The 16833-nt window shown below is 60.1% G+C and carries 16 protein-coding genes; all 16 read left to right on the top strand.

Going from position 1 to position 16833, the window contains the following annotated elements:
• Nucleotides 1–459 precede the first annotated feature (459 nt).
• The 16 genes from MSL71_RS01320 to MSL71_RS01245 all read left to right on the top strand — a co-directional run bounded on the left by MSL71_RS01320 (nt 460) and on the right by MSL71_RS01245 (nt 16752).
• Nucleotides 460–1899, top strand: coding sequence for a flagellar hook-length control protein FliK (locus MSL71_RS01320; protein ID WP_180136873.1), 1440 nt, complete (start codon nt 460–462; stop codon nt 1897–1899).
• Nucleotides 1900–1963: 64 nt separating this feature from the next.
• The gene (locus tag MSL71_RS01315) at nt 1964–2839 is read left to right on the top strand and encodes a flagellar hook assembly protein FlgD (RefSeq protein WP_180136872.1); all 876 of its coding nucleotides are present in this window, start codon (nt 1964–1966) and stop codon (nt 2837–2839) included.
• A gap of 15 nt (nt 2840–2854) precedes the next feature.
• The gene (locus tag MSL71_RS01310) at nt 2855–4696 is read left to right on the top strand and encodes a flagellar hook protein FlgE (protein WP_180136871.1); all 1842 of its coding nucleotides are present in this window, start codon (nt 2855–2857) and stop codon (nt 4694–4696) included.
• 393 nt (nt 4697–5089) lie between these two features.
• Nucleotides 5090–5539 carry a flagellar basal body-associated FliL family protein gene (locus tag MSL71_RS01305; protein ID WP_180136870.1) on the top strand — a complete coding sequence of 150 codons (450 nt, stop codon included), beginning with the start codon at nt 5090–5092 and terminating at the stop codon, nt 5537–5539.
• A 6-nt stretch (nt 5540–5545) separates the two neighbouring features.
• Nucleotides 5546–6526 carry a flagellar motor switch protein FliM gene (gene fliM / locus MSL71_RS01300; RefSeq protein ID WP_180136869.1) on the top strand — a complete coding sequence of 327 codons (981 nt, stop codon included), beginning with the start codon at nt 5546–5548 and terminating at the stop codon, nt 6524–6526.
• A 17-nt stretch (nt 6527–6543) separates the two neighbouring features.
• Nucleotides 6544–6861, top strand: coding sequence for a flagellar motor switch protein FliN (fliN, locus tag MSL71_RS01295; RefSeq protein ID WP_180136868.1), 318 nt, complete (start codon nt 6544–6546; stop codon nt 6859–6861).
• Nucleotides 6862–6873: 12 nt separating this feature from the next.
• Nucleotides 6874–7275, top strand: a complete 402-nt coding sequence (fliO, locus tag MSL71_RS01290; protein ID WP_180136867.1) for a flagellar biosynthetic protein FliO — start codon at nt 6874–6876, stop codon at nt 7273–7275.
• Complete coding sequence (fliP, locus tag MSL71_RS01285) at nt 7265–8038, top strand: flagellar type III secretion system pore protein FliP (RefSeq protein ID WP_281374411.1); 774 nt, start codon at nt 7265–7267, stop codon at nt 8036–8038. Before fliO ends, fliP begins: the two co-directional genes overlap by 11 nt.
• Nucleotides 8039–8284: 246 nt before the next feature.
• Nucleotides 8285–8554: a flagellar biosynthesis protein FliQ gene (gene fliQ / locus MSL71_RS01280; RefSeq protein WP_180136866.1), complete on the top strand. Its 270-nt coding sequence runs from the start codon at nt 8285–8287 to the stop codon at nt 8552–8554.
• Between the two features lie 4 nt (nt 8555–8558).
• Nucleotides 8559–9350 (top strand): flagellar biosynthetic protein FliR, encoded by a 792-nt coding sequence (gene fliR, locus MSL71_RS01275; protein ID WP_180136865.1) that lies wholly within the window; start codon nt 8559–8561, stop codon nt 9348–9350.
• Complete coding sequence (gene flhB, locus MSL71_RS01270; RefSeq protein ID WP_246317684.1) at nt 9343–10404, top strand: flagellar biosynthesis protein FlhB; 1062 nt, start codon at nt 9343–9345, stop codon at nt 10402–10404. Before fliR ends, flhB begins: the two co-directional genes overlap by 8 nt.
• Before the next feature lie 169 nt (nt 10405–10573).
• Nucleotides 10574–12697, top strand: a complete 2124-nt coding sequence (gene flhA / locus MSL71_RS01265; RefSeq protein WP_180136864.1) for a flagellar biosynthesis protein FlhA — start codon at nt 10574–10576, stop codon at nt 12695–12697.
• Nucleotides 12687–13874, top strand: coding sequence for a flagellar biosynthesis GTPase FlhF (gene flhF / locus MSL71_RS01260; RefSeq protein ID WP_180136863.1), 1188 nt, complete (start codon nt 12687–12689; stop codon nt 13872–13874). Before flhA ends, flhF begins: the two co-directional genes overlap by 11 nt.
• A gap of 97 nt (nt 13875–13971) precedes the next feature.
• The gene (locus tag MSL71_RS01255) at nt 13972–14769 is read left to right on the top strand and encodes a MinD/ParA family protein (protein WP_246317683.1); all 798 of its coding nucleotides are present in this window, start codon (nt 13972–13974) and stop codon (nt 14767–14769) included.
• Nucleotides 14770–14877: 108 nt separating this feature from the next.
• Complete coding sequence (locus MSL71_RS01250) at nt 14878–15639, top strand: FliA/WhiG family RNA polymerase sigma factor (RefSeq protein WP_246317682.1); 762 nt, start codon at nt 14878–14880, stop codon at nt 15637–15639.
• Nucleotides 15640–15645: 6 nt separating this feature from the next.
• On the top strand, nt 15646–16752 hold the full coding sequence (locus MSL71_RS01245) for a hypothetical protein (RefSeq protein ID WP_180136861.1): 1107 nt from the start codon (nt 15646–15648) through the stop codon (nt 16750–16752).
• Nucleotides 16753–16833: the final 81 nt, after the last annotated feature.

The raw sequence follows: 16833 nt of genomic DNA, 5'->3' as shown, positions 1-16833 counted from the left end.
TACATTGTCATCACCTTACGGAAGCCCCGGGTCGACCGGTGGTGCCATGGGTAACATAGCAAAATATGTACCCGAATGCGTGCAAAAAGATAACATTCGTGAATCGATGGATAAAATTCGCGGTTCCTCGGTGAGCAGAGCGTGGTGAACGGGGTGAATGTACAAACGGTGATCTGTGCATGTACGGGAAATGAACATGCTGAGGGCGGGGCAGAAATTTCCCTCCGGGCGTCAAAGGGGAAATTTGTGCTGGGGTAAGGGATACTATGCTTTTGATGTATAAGGTCTCGTAAATATGATGAATATTGCCAAGTGTGAAAGGTTGGCATGGGCTTTGCTTTTTGTCTGAGGGCATGCGGTGTCCCACCGGTGGGGCCCGCAAGCCGAACGCACCTGATGACGCAGGGCGGGGGGATTTCGGTAACCCCAGGCAATCCAACCGGGAAAGTGAAGAGGTTCATGCAGACAGCAGTTCAAACCACATCGGAAGCAACCTCGGGCCTTCAGGCCGCGGGCAGGCAACGCGGGGCAAAGGGAAAGCAGCCCGGCGGCTTTGCTGCTCTCCTGACGGCTTTCTTCGGAAAAGGCAACGCGGCCAAGGGCATGGCCCCTGAGACCAAGGGGGAGGGGCCCGAAGCCGGGACATTATTAAAGGGAAAGGCTCCGTCGGGTAAAAAGGCTGTTCTTTCCATGGCGGAAGGAAAAGGACCGGTCAAAAAAGGCGCGTCCGCCGAGGCAGAGGACATCAAGGGCAATGGCGATGAGGCGGTGACCGAGCTTCTTGCCGGGTTGGCGGTCTCCCCGCTGGTTCCGGCTGTGAAATCAGGCGGCCCCGCGTTGGCAGAGGGCCAGCTGGAACACGGACCGGAAAAAAATGCCGGGGCACCCGGGAAGTCCGGGGCAAAAGTGCCCTTTACCAAGGGTGGCATGGCACCCGGCCCCATTCAGGGGGGGGGCGCAGCCCCAGCCGGCAAGGTTCCTCAACCCGCCGGAGAGGTGGGGGTAGACCGGTTCGCCGAGATGGTGCGCGGTGCAGCTGACGGGAAGAAAGCCACGCGGCAGGAGGCTGCTCCTTTGTCAGCGCCTGGCGCATCCCCTGCCTCCGCGGATGTTAAGGTCCCGGCTGCAGCCGCAGGCATTGCAGAAGGGCTTGGCAACACCCTGGCGCGTTCCGGGAACCGGGCCACCGTGCGCGGGGCAAAAGCGGCGTCCCCTGCAGAGGTCGCACCCGACGGTGCCGGTGCAGCCCGGCTGGCCAAGAAAGATCATCCGGCCATGGCTCCCGGCGCCGGAGCCCGACCCAGGACGACCCCGACGGACGAGCCTGCCGCCGCTCCCCTTCAATCTGTAAAATCTGCCGGTGTCGATCGTGCAGGCGCCCCGGTGGTGCCTACCCCCTCGGACGTGGTGGCAGCCGCGGCAAACGAGCTGGAGCCTTCCTCTTCGGTGGATACGCCCAAAAGCGGGCTGACCCGTCAGCTGGCCCTGCAGGTGGGACGGCAGATTGCCACCTCTTTGAAAAAGAACGACCGGGAAGTGACGTTTCAGGTGCGTCCCCCCTCCCTGGGTCGGATTCAGATACGCATCGAAAAAGAGGGCGAAGGCGTTTCGGTACGCATCGTCTCTGAAAAAGAGAAGGCCGGGGAGATTCTTGCCGCGGGCAAGCATGATCTCCGGGCCCTCATGGCCGACCACGGGATTCGCCTGGACCGCATTGAGGTGGCCACCGGGGCGACCATGGACTTCATGGCCCAGAACGGCGGGGGCATGGAAGGCCGCAGCGGAAGAGGGCGTTCGAGCCCTCGGCAGGGCGGCCAGGGAGGGGCGGGAGAACCCGAAGGCGAGGCCTCGGGTCCGGCCAAGCGAGAACATGAGGGCGCCATCAGCGTGGTGGCATGAGCAAGGGGCGGATGCGATGGCGCCCAAACAGGGAATCATCGGTGATAATCAGTAAGGAGAGCGCATGACAACGCCGGGAGTTGAGAGCACATACAACAACCGATCCATTTTCCTCGACGGCCAGTCCCATAACAAGACCGGTCGCACAAAGGATGAGGACGAGGCCCTGGGAAAAAACGCCTTTCTCACCATGATGGTGGCACAGATGAAAAACCAGGATCCCCTGAACCCTCTGGACGGAACCGATTTTACCGCGCAGCTGGCCCAGTTCTCCGGGCTGGAGCAGCAGGTGAACATGAACGACAACTTAAAATCCCTGCTGGCCGTGAACCAGGCCAGCAAGGAGGAGAACAACATCTTCGACTACATCGGCAAGGAGGTGGTCTCAAACGGCAACCCCGTCTCCCTCAGTGCCGGTAGTGTAACCTCCGGCGGGCACTACACCCTGAAGGAGCCGGCCAGGGTCAGCGTGATGGTCTACAACCCCGACGGGGTCCTGGTCAAAGAGATCAGCTCCGGTACCGACTTCATCTCCCAGGGCCGCCAGCAGATCGCCTGGGACGGCACCGATGAAGACGGCAACCGTCTTTCCGACGGCAAGTATGTTTACAAGATCATCGCCCGTAATGCCAAGGGCGACTACGCCTCCGTCTCCACCACCGATCGCGGGATGGTGGAGGGGGTAACCCGGGAGGGGGGGCGCAGCTTTCTGGTGGTGGACGGCCGCAAGGTGGCGCCCGGGAGCGTGGCCACGGTGGTGGCCCCTGAAAAACCCCCGGTGGCAGCCGGGCCTTCACTGCCGGGCGGTGCCGTGCCCGGGGGGCTTCCCCCGGAGATCGCCGCTCAATTGTTCGGAACCCAAGGGGCTCAGCCCCGGGCAGCCATGGCTGCCGCACCGCAGCCCCAGGCAGCTCCGTCTGCCGATGGCGGAAACCGATAGAGGAGAAATCAACGCATGTCACTTACCAGTTCACTCTTTTCAGGCGTCAGCGGCCTCTCGGCCATGGGCAATGCCATGACCGTCATCGGCGACAACATCGCCAACGTCAACACCATCGGTTTCAAATCCAGCCGGGTCACCTTCCAGGATGTCCTGAGCCAGACCGTGGCCACCAACTCCGGAAGCGCTCAGGTGGGTCGCGGTACCTCCGTGGGCGAGATCGCCGGGCAGTTTGCCCAGGGGTCCTTTGAATCCACGGAGTCCCCCACGGACCTTGCCATCGGTGGTGAGGGGTTCTTCATCGTGCGCCATCCCAAAAACGAAGCCGAGCAGTACTTCACCCGGGCCGGTGAGTTCCGGTTCGACAAGGACGGCAACTTCACCACCCCTTCCGGCTACATCACCCAGGGGTGGTCGGTTCGGCGAAACGAGGCCACGGGTGACGTGGAGGATGTGGGTTCCATCCAGGATATCCAGCTGGAGTCCTTTACCTCGCCCCCGGAAAAGACCAACAAGATTTCGGTCATCACCAACCTGGACGCCAGGGGCAAGGACAACACCGTGGGTCCCGGAGTGCCTTTGTCCACAGCCTGGGACGGACGTCCCGGCGCGGGGATCAACATCAGCGACCTTGCCTTTGAGTACCAGACCACGGTCAAGGCCTTCGACGCCCTGGGCAGTACCCATGACCTTACCCTCTACTTCGACAAGGGTGCAGGGGACGGCAGCTACGAGTACATCGTCACCTGCAACCCGGAAGAGGACATGAGGGACATTTTCAACTCCGATGAAGACAGGGGACGGGGCCTTCTGGGACGTGGTACGCTGAACTTCACCACCGACGGCCTGCTGGCAAGCCAGACCTTTGAGCGGTTTGTGGGGAACTCCGGCGGCAACCTCACCGTGGCCAACTCCACCTGGACCAGCGGCACCCCCAAGGTCAGCGGCGACTGGAGCGGCGATCCCGCGGTTCTGGCCGGCGGCCCCCCCGCCACGGAAACCTACAGCTTTACCGTGGCCCCTTCCGCCACGGCGGCAGATCCCGCAGCAGATCCTGCTGCAGGCGGCGGTGTCGTTGGGACCAACCCCATTGTCCTGAACTGGACGGCGGCAGGCAGCGGCAAGACCGGCACCATCACCGTGCCTGCGGACTTCAAGAACGGCAACTCCGTGGAAGGCCCGGACGGCATCGTTCTGCGCCTGGAAGAGGATACCAGTGTGGCCGTGGGCAGCACCTTTGATGTGGTGATCTCCGCAGGGGATCCCGATGCTCTGGACAACGCCGACGGCTGGTCCGACATGAGCGGTGATTTCCAGAATCAGCACTTCACCGTGGCCGCCGACTTCTTGGGGGGCAACAACCGCACCACGGAGATGGGCATTGAGCTGGACATGGGCATCGCCTTTGACGGCACCAACTGGGCCCCTGCAGGGCTCTCCTCCACCCAGTTCGCTTCAGCCTCCACCACGGTGTTCCAGTCTGCCAGCGGCTACGGGGCGGGCAGCCTCCAGAACATCAGCGTGGACGTGGACGGCATCATCACCGGTCAGTACTCCAACGGCCAGGTGACCCCGCTCTTCCGCGTGGCCCTGGGCAAGTTCCAGAATGTTCAGGGGCTTTTCAAGGAAGGGGGCAACCTCTTCAGCGAGACCCGCCTCTCGGGCTCGGTGATCACCAACCGTCCGGGCACCAACGGTCTGGGCAGTCTGGCTCCCAACTCCCTGGAGCAGTCCAACGTGGACATGGCCTCTGAGTTCGTGAAGATGATCACCAACCAGAGGGCCTACCAGGCCAACTCCAAGATCGTCACCACCGTGGACACCATGCTCGGGGACACCATCTCCATGAAGCGATAGCCAGGGTATCTATGGCTTTTTTAGAAAACGCGGCCGAACCGGGGAGCATTGCCCGGGGCCGCGTTTTTTTTGTTCGGGTGTCATGTTTTTGACGATTCTGCCGATACCTGAAAAAGAGGGGGTGCGCCGCAGGGACGCTTGTCATGGGCGGCCTGTGTTGCAATGCCTCGAAATACATCGAACTTTTTTGAGCTCTTGCGAAGAAAAGGGGAATCCAGGGGGTGTTGGCACGGTGGTTGCTCTACCTTCGGGTGGCGCGCTTGGGGCCGTATCCGGGGCCCGGGGCCCGTGGCATTTCCAGTGGGCGTCTCAAGTCCCTGTCGGGCATACCCGGCTGATCCCCTTGGGGTTTGGAGACACAACGAAGGCGAAAGGCGAGTCATGCCGGGTTTCTTGAAAAATAAAAAAATGGTGATCATCCTTGCGGGATGCCTTCTTCTGGCTGTAGCTTGTGCCGGTGCGGCGTGGTTTCTTTTCGGGGAATCCGACAAGGAGGTCGCCGCAGAGACCGAACCCCTGCCGCCGCGTCACAAGGAGCCCTTCCAGGCCCTGTGGCCCCTGACGGACATTCAGGTGCCCCTTTCCGGGCGTATGGGGGACCGGACCCTGACCCTCGGGTTCAGCTTTGACCTCAACTCCGAGGGGCTGGCCGAGGAGATGACCCTTCGCAAGGAGGAGATCGTCGAAGCGCTGGGTCTTGCCCTTGCCGGTCGGTCCGTGGAGGAGATGGAGCGCAGCGGAAGCAGGGTACGCCTCAAGTACGAGACCCTTCGCCTGGTCAACGGTCTTCTGGAGAGCGGGCGCGTTAAGGGCGTTTATATCACTGAATTTTTTATCCTGTAGGTGGCCATGAGCGATATTCTGTCACAGGAGGAGGTGGACAGCCTCCTGTCCGGCCTGAGCACCGGAGACATTGAAACGGAGACCGAATCGGGCCAGCCCGACCCCGACGGGGTGCTTCCCTACGACTTTACCAGCCAGGACCAGGTGGTGCGTGGGCGCATGCCCACCTTTGAGGTCCTGAACGACCGGTTTGCCCGGGAGATCCGCACGAGCCTGTCGGCCCTTCTGCATACCAACGTGGACATTGCGGCAGAGTCCCACGATATCCTGAAGTTTGCCGAATTCGGCCGCAGCCTGCCCGTGCCCACGAGCCTCCATGTGTTTCGGCTGGAGCCCTTGAGGGGCCACGCCCTGTTTGTCATGGAGAGTCGCCTGGTCTTCAACCTCATCGATCAGTTTTTCGGAGGCAAGGGCAACTCCACGGCCCGGGTGGACGGCAGGGAGTTTACCAGCATCGAGCAGGCCATGATCCTCAAGGTGGTGAAGGCCTGCCTCAAGGATTTCGAGACGGCCTGGATGCCGGTGGAGCAGGTGCACCCCGCCATGGTCCGGTCCGAGGTGAACCCCCAGTTTGCCGCCATTGTCATGCCCACGGACCTGGTCATCGTCTCCCGCTTTGAGGTGGAGCTGGAGCAGTCGGCGGGCACCCTCATCGTGTGCATCCCCTATGCCATGATCGAGCCCATCCGCGGCAAGCTCTCCGCCGGGTTCCAGGCGGAAACCGAGGACGTGGACTACACCTGGCAGAAACGCCTCAAGGAGATCATCTTCGACTCCGAGGTGGAGATGGCGGTGAGCCTGGGCACGGCTGAAATTACCGGTGAGCGCCTCATCGGCTTGAAGGAGGGGGATGTCATCGAGCTGACCCAGGATGCCTCAGACACCCTTCTGGCCATGGTGGGCGGCGTGAAGAAGCTCAAGGGCTTTGCCGGGACCCAGCGTGGGTTCCAGGCCTTCAGCATTGAAGAAAAACTCTACACCCGATAGCAAAGGGACAGACCTAAATGGAAGATAACAACGGCAACAAAACTGACGAAATGGACGATTTCGGAGCCGAAACCCAGGACATCGATTTTATCCTGGATATCCCCCTGGAACTCTCCGTGGAGCTGGGCCGTCGAAAGATGCTGGTCAACGACCTGCTCCAGCTTGGCCAGGGCTCCATCGTGGAGCTGGACAAGCTGGCCGGCGAGCCCCTGGAGATCTACATCAACAGGAAGCTGGTGGCCCGGGGCGAGGTGGTGGTGGTCAACGAGAAGTTCGGCGTACGTTTAACCGACATCATCACCCCCATGGAACGGGTGCGCAGCTTGAGGTCGTAAGGGGGGAAGGCCGTGGAGGCGGGAGCGGTTCAGGATATTTCAGCGATCCCCGACATGGGGGCGCTGGTGCTGAAAACCGGGGGCATGCTGCTTGTTGTGCTGGCCGTGCTCATGGGCGTTGTGTTTCTTTTGAAGCGCATCGGCGGCATGCGGCAGCTTGCGGGCCAGGGAGCCGTGGCGGTACGGGGGACTTACCATTTAGGGCCCAAGGAGCGCCTTATGCTCGTGGATGTGGAGGGCGTGCGCCTGCTTCTGGGGGTGACCCCGGCCGGGATCAGTACCCTGCATACCTTTGGTGAGGTTGAGGCCACGGCCGATGCGGACGAGGCCTCTCCGTCTTTTTTCGAGACCCTGCTCAGGCGCCGCATGGCCAGGGGCGAGGCAAAGCAAGGGGAGGCCCCGGATGAGACGTGATCGCAATGGGCTGATAAGGCGCCTCTGCCCGGCCGCTTTAACCGGGGTGTTGTTGCTTTTGCCCGTGAGTGCCTGGGCCGAGTTTCCCATCCCCTCCCTTCAGATCGGGGTGGGGCAGGCCACCTCTCCTTCGGAGGTGGGCGTTGCCCTGGAGGTGCTGGCCCTTCTTACGGTGTTGGCCCTGGCTCCTACCATTCTTATTCTCATGACCTCCTTTACCCGGGTGGTGGTGGTGTTCCACTTTCTCCGCCAGGCCCTGGCCACCCAGTCGGCGCCCCCCAACCAGGTGCTGGTGGGCCTGGCCCTGTTCATTACCTTTTTTGTCATGAAGCCGGTGTGGCAGGAGGCCTACGACAAGGGACTCAACCCCTACCTGGAGGAGAAGATCCCCTTTACCGAGATGGTCCGTGAGGTGGAAAAGCCGGTGAAAAAGTTCATGCTGGCCAACACCCGGGAAAAGGACATCGCCCTGTTTGTCAAGGTCGCCCGGGACAAGCGGCCGGAAACCCATGATGACTTGCCCCTCACCACCCTGGTGCCCGCCTTTGTCATCAGCGAGCTGCAGACGGCCTTTATCATCGGCTTTCTCATCTATGTTCCCTTCATTATCCTGGACATGGTGGTGGCCAGCGTGCTTCTCTCCATGGGCATGATGATGCTGCCCCCTGTGATGATCTCCCTTCCCTTCAAGCTCATGCTGTTTGTGCTGGTGGACGGCTGGAACCTCATCGTGGGGTCCCTGGTCAAAAGCTTCGGGGTATAAGGGATATGCCTCCGGCGGCCCTGCCGGGGGCCAAACTTTTGAAAAGTTTGATAAACAGGTTTTGATGTCAGGGGCAGGCCTTTGTCGAGAATCAGGCAAAAAAATGTCTGCTCGTGTGGCCGACATTGTGATTTTCCCTGAGGCACGAAGGGAAAAGCGCAATGGCAACCTGCTTTCAAGGTGGCACACCTTGCCGCCGGAGGCTTGGCTTTTTGACGTCTGTCATTTAAACGAGGAGTTTGTGTAATGACCCCTGAATTTGTGGTGACCTTTGCCAAGGAGAGCATCATCTTGACGTTGCTGCTCTCTGCTCCCATGCTGCTTCTGGGGCTTCTGGTGGGTCTGTTGATTTCCATTTTTCAGGCGGTCACCTCCATTCAGGAGATGACCTTGAGCTTTGTGCCCAAGATCGTGGCCGTACTTTTGGGGTTTCTCTTCTTTTTACCCTGGATGCTGGAGAAGATCACCACCTTTACCATCCGGGTGATCGAAAACATCCCCATGTACATCCGGTAGGCCCATGGAGATCCTTAATTTTCCCACCGCGGAGTTCCGCATCTTCCTGCTGGTGCTTTTGCGGGTGAGCACCCTTCTTTTTCTCTTTCCTTTCTTCGGCAGCCCGGTGATCCCGGTGCGGGTGAAAACCGCCCTCTCCCTGGTGCTGGCCTTTACCCTCTGGCCCGTGGCAGCCAAAACCGCTCCGGTGTTTCCCCACGGGACCGTGCCCATGGTGATCACCATGGGGGCGGAGTTGATCCTCGGGATGTGCCTGGCCCTTTCCGCCCGTCTCTTTTTTGCGGCCATTCAGCTGGCAGGGGGCATCATCAGTTTTCAGATGGGTTTTTCCATGATCAACACCATCGATCCCCAGTCCGGGTCGCCCATGGCCATCATGAGCCAGGTGGGGTATCTCGTGGCCACGCTCCTTTTTCTGGCCTTCGGGGGGCACCATGTGGTGATCACCGCGTTGGCCGACAGTTTTTTTCTGGTGAAGCCCGGGGGGCTGCTGCTCACCCAGAGCCTCTGGAACACCCTGGAGACCCTGGTTTCCGCCATGTTCACCGTGGGCATACGCGTGGCGGCCCCCACCATGGTGGCCCTTTTCTTTACGAGCTGTGCCTTTGGCATGTGCGCCCGTTTTGTGCCCCAGATGAACGTTCTGGTGCTGGCTTTTCCGGTGAAGATCGCCGTGGGGCTTTTTCTCTTTGGCCTTACCCTTCAGGTGATTCACATCATGGTGGGGCGCTTTGTAGGGGACTACGCCACCCTTCTCACCCACATGCTGGAGATGATGGGAGGCACCCGTGGCTGAAGACTCCATGCAGGAAAAGACTGAACCGGCCACCCCGAAAAAACGGGAGAAGGCACGGGAAGAAGGGGACGTGGCCCGAAGCGCCGAGCTGCCGTCGGTTTTTGTGCTTTTGGGGGCCATTTTCATTCTTTTGTTGACCTCCAGCTTTATCTCCGGGCATTTTGAGGATCTCTTCCGGGACGCCTTTGCCTTTGAGTCGGTGGAGGCGCTGACCCTCAAGGCCGTGGTGGATCTGTGTTTCCATATGGGGTGGCTCTTTCTCCTCATCATGGCACCGGTGCTTCTGGCGGTGTTTGTGCTGGGGCTTTTTTCCAACGTGATCATGGTGGGGTTTGTCATTTCACCCAAGGCGGTGATGCCCAAGATCGAGCGCATCGATCCCATCAAGGGGTTCCAGAACAAGTTTTCCCTTCATGCCGTGGGGGAGCTGGTCAAGAGTCTGGCCAAGCTCACCATCATCATCTATGTGGCGTGGCTGGTGATTAAAGGGGAGCTCTCCCGCATTCCCCTTCTCTACGATGAGTCGGCCCTGCGGATTTTCCTCTACATGGGGAGGGTGGCGTTTAAAATTTTCCTTGCCGTGACCTTGCCCATGGTGGCCGTGGCGGTGGCTGATTACGTTTTTCAACGCTGGCGCTTTGAGGAGAAGCTCAAGATGACCCGCCAGGAGGTCAAGGAAGAGCACAAGGAGATGGAAGGGGACCCTTTGGTGAAGTCCCGTATTCGAAACCTCCAGATCGAGGCCTCCAGAAAGCGGATGATGCACGAGGTGCCCGACGCCGACGTGGTGGTGGTCAACCCCGTGCGCCTGGCCGTGGCCATCTCTTACAAGCCGGGGCAGATGGCCGCCCCCAAGGTGGTGGCCAAGGGGGCGGGAAAAATTGCCCAGCGGATCCGGGAGATTGCCCGGGAAAACGGGGTTCCCCTGGTGGAAAATCGCCCGTTGGCCCGGAATTTGTATAAAGTAGTGGAGGTGGGCAGGGAGATTCCCGACGACCTCTTTCAGGCGGTGGCAGAGCTTCTCGCCTACGTATTCCGACTCAAAGGGCGGTAATGTAATCGCTTTTTGATGCAAAAGACGTGTCGGGACGCTGCCCGCAAGGCCCGGCACCAGGGGGTGACAAAGGGGCGGCAGGGAGGCGGGGTGACAAAATCATGACGCCCGCTGACGGATATCGGACGCAGCCGGACAACACTTCGGATCAGAGCAGGACAGACACGAGATGGCAAGCAGCACAGGCAACGCGCCCCCTCTTTTGGGGGCATTAAAAAAGGAGTCGGCGGAGATCGCCGTGGTGGCAGGCGTCATGGGGATCCTCACCGCCATGATTCTCCCCCTGCCCGCCGTGATTCTGGACCTGCTCCTGGCCCTGAACATCACCCTGGGGATCATCGTTTTGATCACCACCATTTATACGGTGAAACCCACGGATTTTGCCGTGTTTCCACCGTTGCTCCTGGTGCTGACCCTGTTTCGCCTGGCCCTGAACGTGGCCTCCACCCGCCTGATTCTTCTCCACGGTAACGAGGGCGCCTCGGCCGCGGGCTCCGTGATCCAGGCCTTCGGCAATTTTGTGGTGGGGGGCAACTATGTGGTGGGCATGGTGATTTTTGTCATCCTGGTCATCGTGAACTTCAAGGTCATCACCGCCGGTTCCGGCCGTATCGCCGAGGTGGCGGCACGCTTTACCCTGGACGCCATGCCCGGCAAGCAGATGGCCATCGACGCCGACCTGAACGCAGGCAACATCGATGAGGAAGAGGCCCGGAAGCGCCGAGAGCTCATCGCCCGTGAAGCAGAGTTCCACGGGGCCATGGACGGTGCCAGCAAATTTGTCAAAGGCGATGCCGTGGCAGGCATCATCATTACGGGCATCAACATTTTGGGCGGCATCGTCATCGGGGTGATGCAGCTGGACATGGACGTGGCCACGGCCGCAGGAAACTACACCCTGCTCACCGTGGGGGACGGGCTGGTGAGCCAGATCCCTTCGCTGGTCATCTCCACATCCGCCGGTATCCTCGTCTCCCGCTCCGGATCCGAAGGGCGCATGGGCGAGGAGTTTGCCAAGCATATTTTCTCCAGTGCCTTCCCTATTTACGTCGGCTCGGTTATCGTGTTTCTGTTGGGGCTGGTCCCCGGGCTGCCCGGGTTTCCCTTTATGATTCTGGGGCTGGGCCTGGCCGGAGCGACCTATGCCTTCGGTCCCCGTGAAGGCGAATCCGTGGATGAGATATCCCCCGACGAGATGGAAGAGGCCCCGGCCGACTCCGGTCCCGATGACGTGGAGAGCCTTCTGGCCATGGACAGCATGGAGCTGGAGGTGGGCTACGGGCTCATCTCCCTGGTGGACCGGAATCAGGACGGCAGCCTCCTGGGCCGCATCAAAGCCATCAGGCGCCAGTTTGCAACGGAGATGGGCATTGTGGTGCCCCCCATCCATATCCGCGATAACCTGAAGCTCAAGCCTTCCGGGTACCGCATGTTGATTCGCGGGGTGGAGATGGCCGCAGGCGAGATGATGGTCAACCATCTCCTGGCCATGGACCCCGGAGACGTCAATCAGACCATCGACGGCATTCCCACCCGTGAGCCGGCCTTTAACCTGCCGGCCATCTGGATTCCCATTGAACGGGAGGAGGACGCCAAGTTTGCCGGGTACACGGTGGTGGACACCTCCACGGTCATCGCCACCCACATCACCGAGGTGGTGCGAAACAACGCCTACGAGCTGTTGGGGCGCCAGGAGGTGCAGGCCCTTCTGGACAACCTGGCCAAGACCAGCCCCAAGGCCGTGGAGGAGCTGGTGCCCTCCCTCATGACCCTGGGCATGGTGCAGAAGGTGCTCCAGAACCTGTTGCGGGAGCGCGTCTCCATCCGGGACCTTCTCACCATTGTGGAGACCCTGGCCGATTACGCACCCATGAGCAAGGACACGGACCTGTTAACCGAGTACGTGCGCCAGCGCCTTGCAAGGGGCTTTCTCTCCCAGTACCAGCAAGGGGACGGATCATTGCCCGTGATCCTTCTGGACCAGCCCCTGGAAGACCAGCTCAGCGGAGCCCTGCAGAACTCCGAAGGGGGTGCCTGGCTCGCCCTGGACCCCATGGTGTCGGAACAGGTCATCATGGCAATTCAAAAGGAAGTGGACCGAAATATGGGATTGAATGTTCAACCGGTGATTCTCTGTTCGCCGGTGTTGAGACGGCATGTTCGGGCCCTTATCGAACCCTGGATTCCATCGGTGATGGTGGTGTCCCATGGCGAGATCACCCGCAACATGAACATCAAGGCCACGGGCAAGGTCACCCTGCCCGGCGGAATGGAGTCGGCCCATGGCAGTTAAGACCTTTACGGCAGGCAGCATGCAGGCGGCCGTGGCCAAGGTGAAGGAGAGCATCGGGGACGACGCCATCATTTTGTCGACCCGGCGCATTCCTGTAGGGGTGAATAACCCGTACGGACGTGATATCTTTGAGGTGGACGCGGAAAAACCCCCGGCCGGGAACACCGACTCCCTTTTTTCCGAGGCGGTTGCTGTTGCCAAGGGCGGGGTTGACTCCCGTTCGGCACGGGATATAACCGAAGAGGGGCCTTCCCCCGAGGGATGGGCCGCTGTTCAGTCGGAGTTGGCAGCGTTAAAGGAGCTGATGCTCCTCTCCCAGCAGGCCGAGGAGGAACGTCAGATCCTCCGGAACCCGGAAACCCAAAGCATTTTTACGACCCTGCTCCGTGCCGGGGTCTCGGACTCGCGGGCCCGCCAGGTGGTGGCCCGGGCCGAGGAACGGCTGGCGAGCCGGGCAGGCGACGGCGAGGTGCCCGCCGACAGCATCGGGCGGGAGGTGCTCTCCCAGCTTGTGGGGCAGGTGAAGGTGGCCGATCCCTTCGGCCTCTCCGGCCGGGCGCAGGAAGGGCGCCAGGTCGCGACCTTTGTTGGGCCCACAGGATCGGGCAAGACCACGACCATCGCCAAATTGGCAGCGGAGCTGTTCTTAAAGCAGGGGAGAAAGGTGGGACTCATCTCCGTGGACAGCTACCGCATCGGCGCCATCGATCAACTCAAGACCTACGCCTCCATCATGGGCATTCCCTTTGTTCCGGCCTTCAGCCGGGAGGACCTGGTGTCGGCCCTCTCCAAGCTGGAGCGCTGCGAGGTGATCCTCGTGGACACGGCCGGCCAGAGCCATCTGGATACCGCCCGCATGGAGGAACTCAAGACGATTCTGGGCAGTGGCGTGCCCCTGTCGGTGCACCTGGTGGTGAGCGCCGTCACAGGGCGCCTGGATGCCCGGGAGGTGGTGCAGCGATTTTCGGTCTTAAGGCCGGAGACCCTTGTCTTTACCAAGGTGGACGAGACAAGGCGCGCCGCATCGATTTTCGACACCATGGCAGAAGCCCGGCTTCCCTTATCGCTCATTACCAATGGGCAGAGGGTGCCGGAGGACCTGGTGGTCGCAGACAGAAAAAGTGTGCTGGGGCTGGTCCTTTCAAACCCCTCTCAAGAAACCGACATGGAGCAATAGTACAACAGTGGATCAGGCAAGCAGTCTTAGGGAAATGGTTAAGGGCAGAGGGGCCTCTTCCGTTCGCAGGGGGGGCTTACGGGCATCTTCCACGCGCGTGATTTCCATCACCAGCGGCAAAGGAGGCGTGGGCAAGACCAACATGGTGGCCAATCTCGCGGTGGCTTTTGCCGACATGGGAAAGCGGGTGTTGATTTTTGACGCCGACATGGGACTGGCCAACGTGGACATCATTTTCGGGATTCACCCGAAGTACCATGTGGGGCATGTCATTACAGGAGAGAAGGAACTTTCCGAGGTGATTACACCTGCTTCCGGTCGGGTCGGGGTGATTCCGGCTGCGTCCGGGGACACGGCCTTTGCTGACCTGACCGAGGGGCAGAAGCTGAGTCTTTTGGCTGAATTTGAGGGCCTGGATAACCTTTACGATATTATGCTGATCGACACGGCGGCCGGGATTTCCTCAAATGTAATTTACTTTAATTCAGCTGCTGAAGAGTGTATAGTGGTTGTTACCGGTGAGCCGACGTCGGTAACCGATGCCTACGGCATGATCAAGGTCATGTTCCTGAACGGCACCAAGCATTTCAAGTTGCTCGTCAATATGGCCCGCGGCCTTCAGGAAGCCAAGGCGGTCTACGCCACCTTGAGCCAGGCGGCGGACAGGTTCCTTAAAGGGGTTGTGCTTGAGTTTGTGGGGTACGTTCCCTTTGATGATCATTTGAGACAAGCTGTCGTCGGGAGAAAACCCGTAATTGAGCAATACCCTGCAGCCGCATCAAGCAGAAGTATTACTAAAATAGCTGAACAGATCCTCAAATCCCCGTCCGGAACACCCGGTACCGGCAACATATCGTTTTTCATGAACCGCCTGATTTCCGGGGAGAACCCCTAGCGCCTTCAGCGGTCAGACAGTCGAGGGGGGGAGAGGTCCATATCTGCGACCGTTGGCAGGCGATATATTTCGCCGGTGACGGGCGTGTCGGATAATCGGATCGTTTGCATGACGTCTGCCTACGAAAAGAAAATGGAGAAGAGGCGATGCCACTTCTCACCGCTTGAACGGGATGAGATGATCCGCAAGTACGCGTATCTGGTGAAGTACATCGCCGGACGCGTAGCGTCTCGCCTTCCCGCCAACGTCGCCTTTGACGAGCTGGTGAGCGCCGGATCCCTGGGGCTCATCGACGCGGTGGACAAGTTCGATCCTGAAAAGGATGTGGGTCTCAAGACCTACGCCCAGTATCGCATCAAAGGGGCCATTCTGGACGAACTCCGAAGCATGGACTGGTACTCCCGGTCCATGCGGAAAAAGATCCAGGACGTAGAGGCCGCCGTTCAGAAGATCGAAGCCCGCAAAGAGAGGCCCGCCAGCGATCTGGAGGTGGCCGAAGAGCTGGGCATGCCCCTTGAGAAGTACTACAAAACCCTTTCGGACATCCACAGCGCCGCCATTTTGAGCCTTGATGCCTGCATTCGCAACGACGACAGCGACGAGGGCAGCGGGAGTACCTTTTCCGAAGGCATCCGAAGCGAAGACGATCCTTCGGATTCGGTGATGAAAAAGGAGCTGAAACAGGTTCTCATCGAAGCCATCCAACGCTTGACGGACAAGGAGCAGACGGTTATCTCCCTGTACTACTACGAAGAGATGACCTTAAAAGAGATCGGCAAGATCATGGATCTCACCGAGTCCCGTATCTGTCAGATTCACACCCAGTCGCTGATCAAACTTCGATCACGCATTCGCCGGTATCAAAAGTAGCGCCGTATGTCCCGCCCTAATAGCCCATATGCCGATAATTTCGTTTCCCAGGAACAGCTCGACACCCTGCTCAAAGGTCAGGGTGAGTTTGCGTTTCCCGATGGGAACGATTCCCTTGGGGATATTTCGGACTTTATCGATACCGATGAAATAGACCGCCTCCTGAGCGACGACGAACCGGAGGCCACCCCCGAATCCAGCAGGGAGGATGAGATGACTGACGAGCTGCTTCCTGAGGATGATGGCACAGACGACGAAGACCTTTCCATGATCTCCATGGACGATATCCAGCGGGTGCTCTCCGAGGCGGACCCCGGGGCAGATCCCGAGGGGCCGTCCGATGAGCTTTCCCTGGATGATGTCTCTCCGGCAGATACCGGGGAGGCCGAGGGCACCGATGAGGACCTCATCAGCCAGGACGACATCGATCGCCTGCTGAAAAACAGCGGTGTCGATGCCGAAGAGCCTGCACCCTCCGGGGAAGAGGGGTTCCAGATTTCCGATGAAGAGATCGAGACCATCCTCACCGACACCCTGGAAGATCCGCCCCAGACCCGCTCAGACGAGATCGACGCACCTCCCTCCGGAGAGCCTGCCGAGGCTACGGATCCTGAACCCGCCCGGGAGTCCTCCGGCGGGAAGAAGAAGCGGGTGCTCATGGCGGCCGGGGTCGGGCTGTTTTTTATCCTGGGAGGGGTGGCAGGCTGGATTTTTCTTAAAGGGGACGATCCAGCTGTTCCCGTGGCCCAGGTGAGCGAGTCTGCCGGGGTCGAGGAAGCGGAGGCTCTTTTGGATTCCGGTGAGCCCGGCGAACCCCAGGTGGTCTCCCGCCTGGAGAATTTTCTTATCCCTGCCGCCGACGGAAACGACTACGCCTTTGTGGCCACACATGTGGTGCTAACCATCAGAGGGGTAAAAAAAGACCCCCTGGCGGGCTATGAAACCTTTTACCGGAAGCGCATCTACGATGAGCTGGCTGCGCGGCTTGCCTCCGTGTCCAGGGAAAAACCCGTGGAGCGGGAGCTGCGTGAGCTGGTCCGCAAAACCGCCGGAGCCCTTCTTACCGAAGGGGTCATTGACCGGGTCGTCCTGGAGGGGTATCGCCTGATGTAGGCCCGGGGGGTGGTGAGGGGCCGTCGGGCCCTTTGTGTTTGGTACGCGAGATGTTTCGCCATGTTTTATTCCGCACGGGAC

Source organism: Desulfoluna butyratoxydans, from assembly GCF_900699765.1.
In the GTDB taxonomy this organism is placed as follows: Bacteria; Desulfobacterota; Desulfobacteria; order Desulfobacterales; family Desulfolunaceae; genus Desulfoluna; species Desulfoluna butyratoxydans.
Note: the sequence above shows the minus strand (reverse complement) of the source record. Positions and strands in the feature narration are given on the sequence as shown.

Coding starts and splice junctions, on each gene's coding strand:
- MSL71_RS01320 (WP_180136873.1), top strand. CDS start 460: ATGCAGACAGCAGTTCAAACCACATCGGAAGCAACCTCGGGCCTTCAG.
- MSL71_RS01315 (WP_180136872.1), top strand. CDS start 1,964: ATGACAACGCCGGGAGTTGAGAGCACATACAACAACCGATCCATTTTC.
- MSL71_RS01310 (WP_180136871.1), top strand. CDS start 2,855: ATGTCACTTACCAGTTCACTCTTTTCAGGCGTCAGCGGCCTCTCGGCC.
- fliM (WP_180136869.1), top strand. CDS start 5,546: ATGAGCGATATTCTGTCACAGGAGGAGGTGGACAGCCTCCTGTCCGGC.
- fliN (WP_180136868.1), top strand. CDS start 6,544: ATGGAAGATAACAACGGCAACAAAACTGACGAAATGGACGATTTCGGA.
- fliP (WP_281374411.1), top strand. CDS start 7,265: ATGAGACGTGATCGCAATGGGCTGATAAGGCGCCTCTGCCCGGCCGCT.
- fliQ (WP_180136866.1), top strand. CDS start 8,285: ATGACCCCTGAATTTGTGGTGACCTTTGCCAAGGAGAGCATCATCTTG.
- fliR (WP_180136865.1), top strand. CDS start 8,559: ATGGAGATCCTTAATTTTCCCACCGCGGAGTTCCGCATCTTCCTGCTG.
- flhA (WP_180136864.1), top strand. CDS start 10,574: ATGGCAAGCAGCACAGGCAACGCGCCCCCTCTTTTGGGGGCATTAAAA.
- flhF (WP_180136863.1), top strand. CDS start 12,687: ATGGCAGTTAAGACCTTTACGGCAGGCAGCATGCAGGCGGCCGTGGCC.
- MSL71_RS01250 (WP_246317682.1), top strand. CDS start 14,878: ATGACGTCTGCCTACGAAAAGAAAATGGAGAAGAGGCGATGCCACTTC.
- MSL71_RS01245 (WP_180136861.1), top strand. CDS start 15,646: ATGTCCCGCCCTAATAGCCCATATGCCGATAATTTCGTTTCCCAGGAA.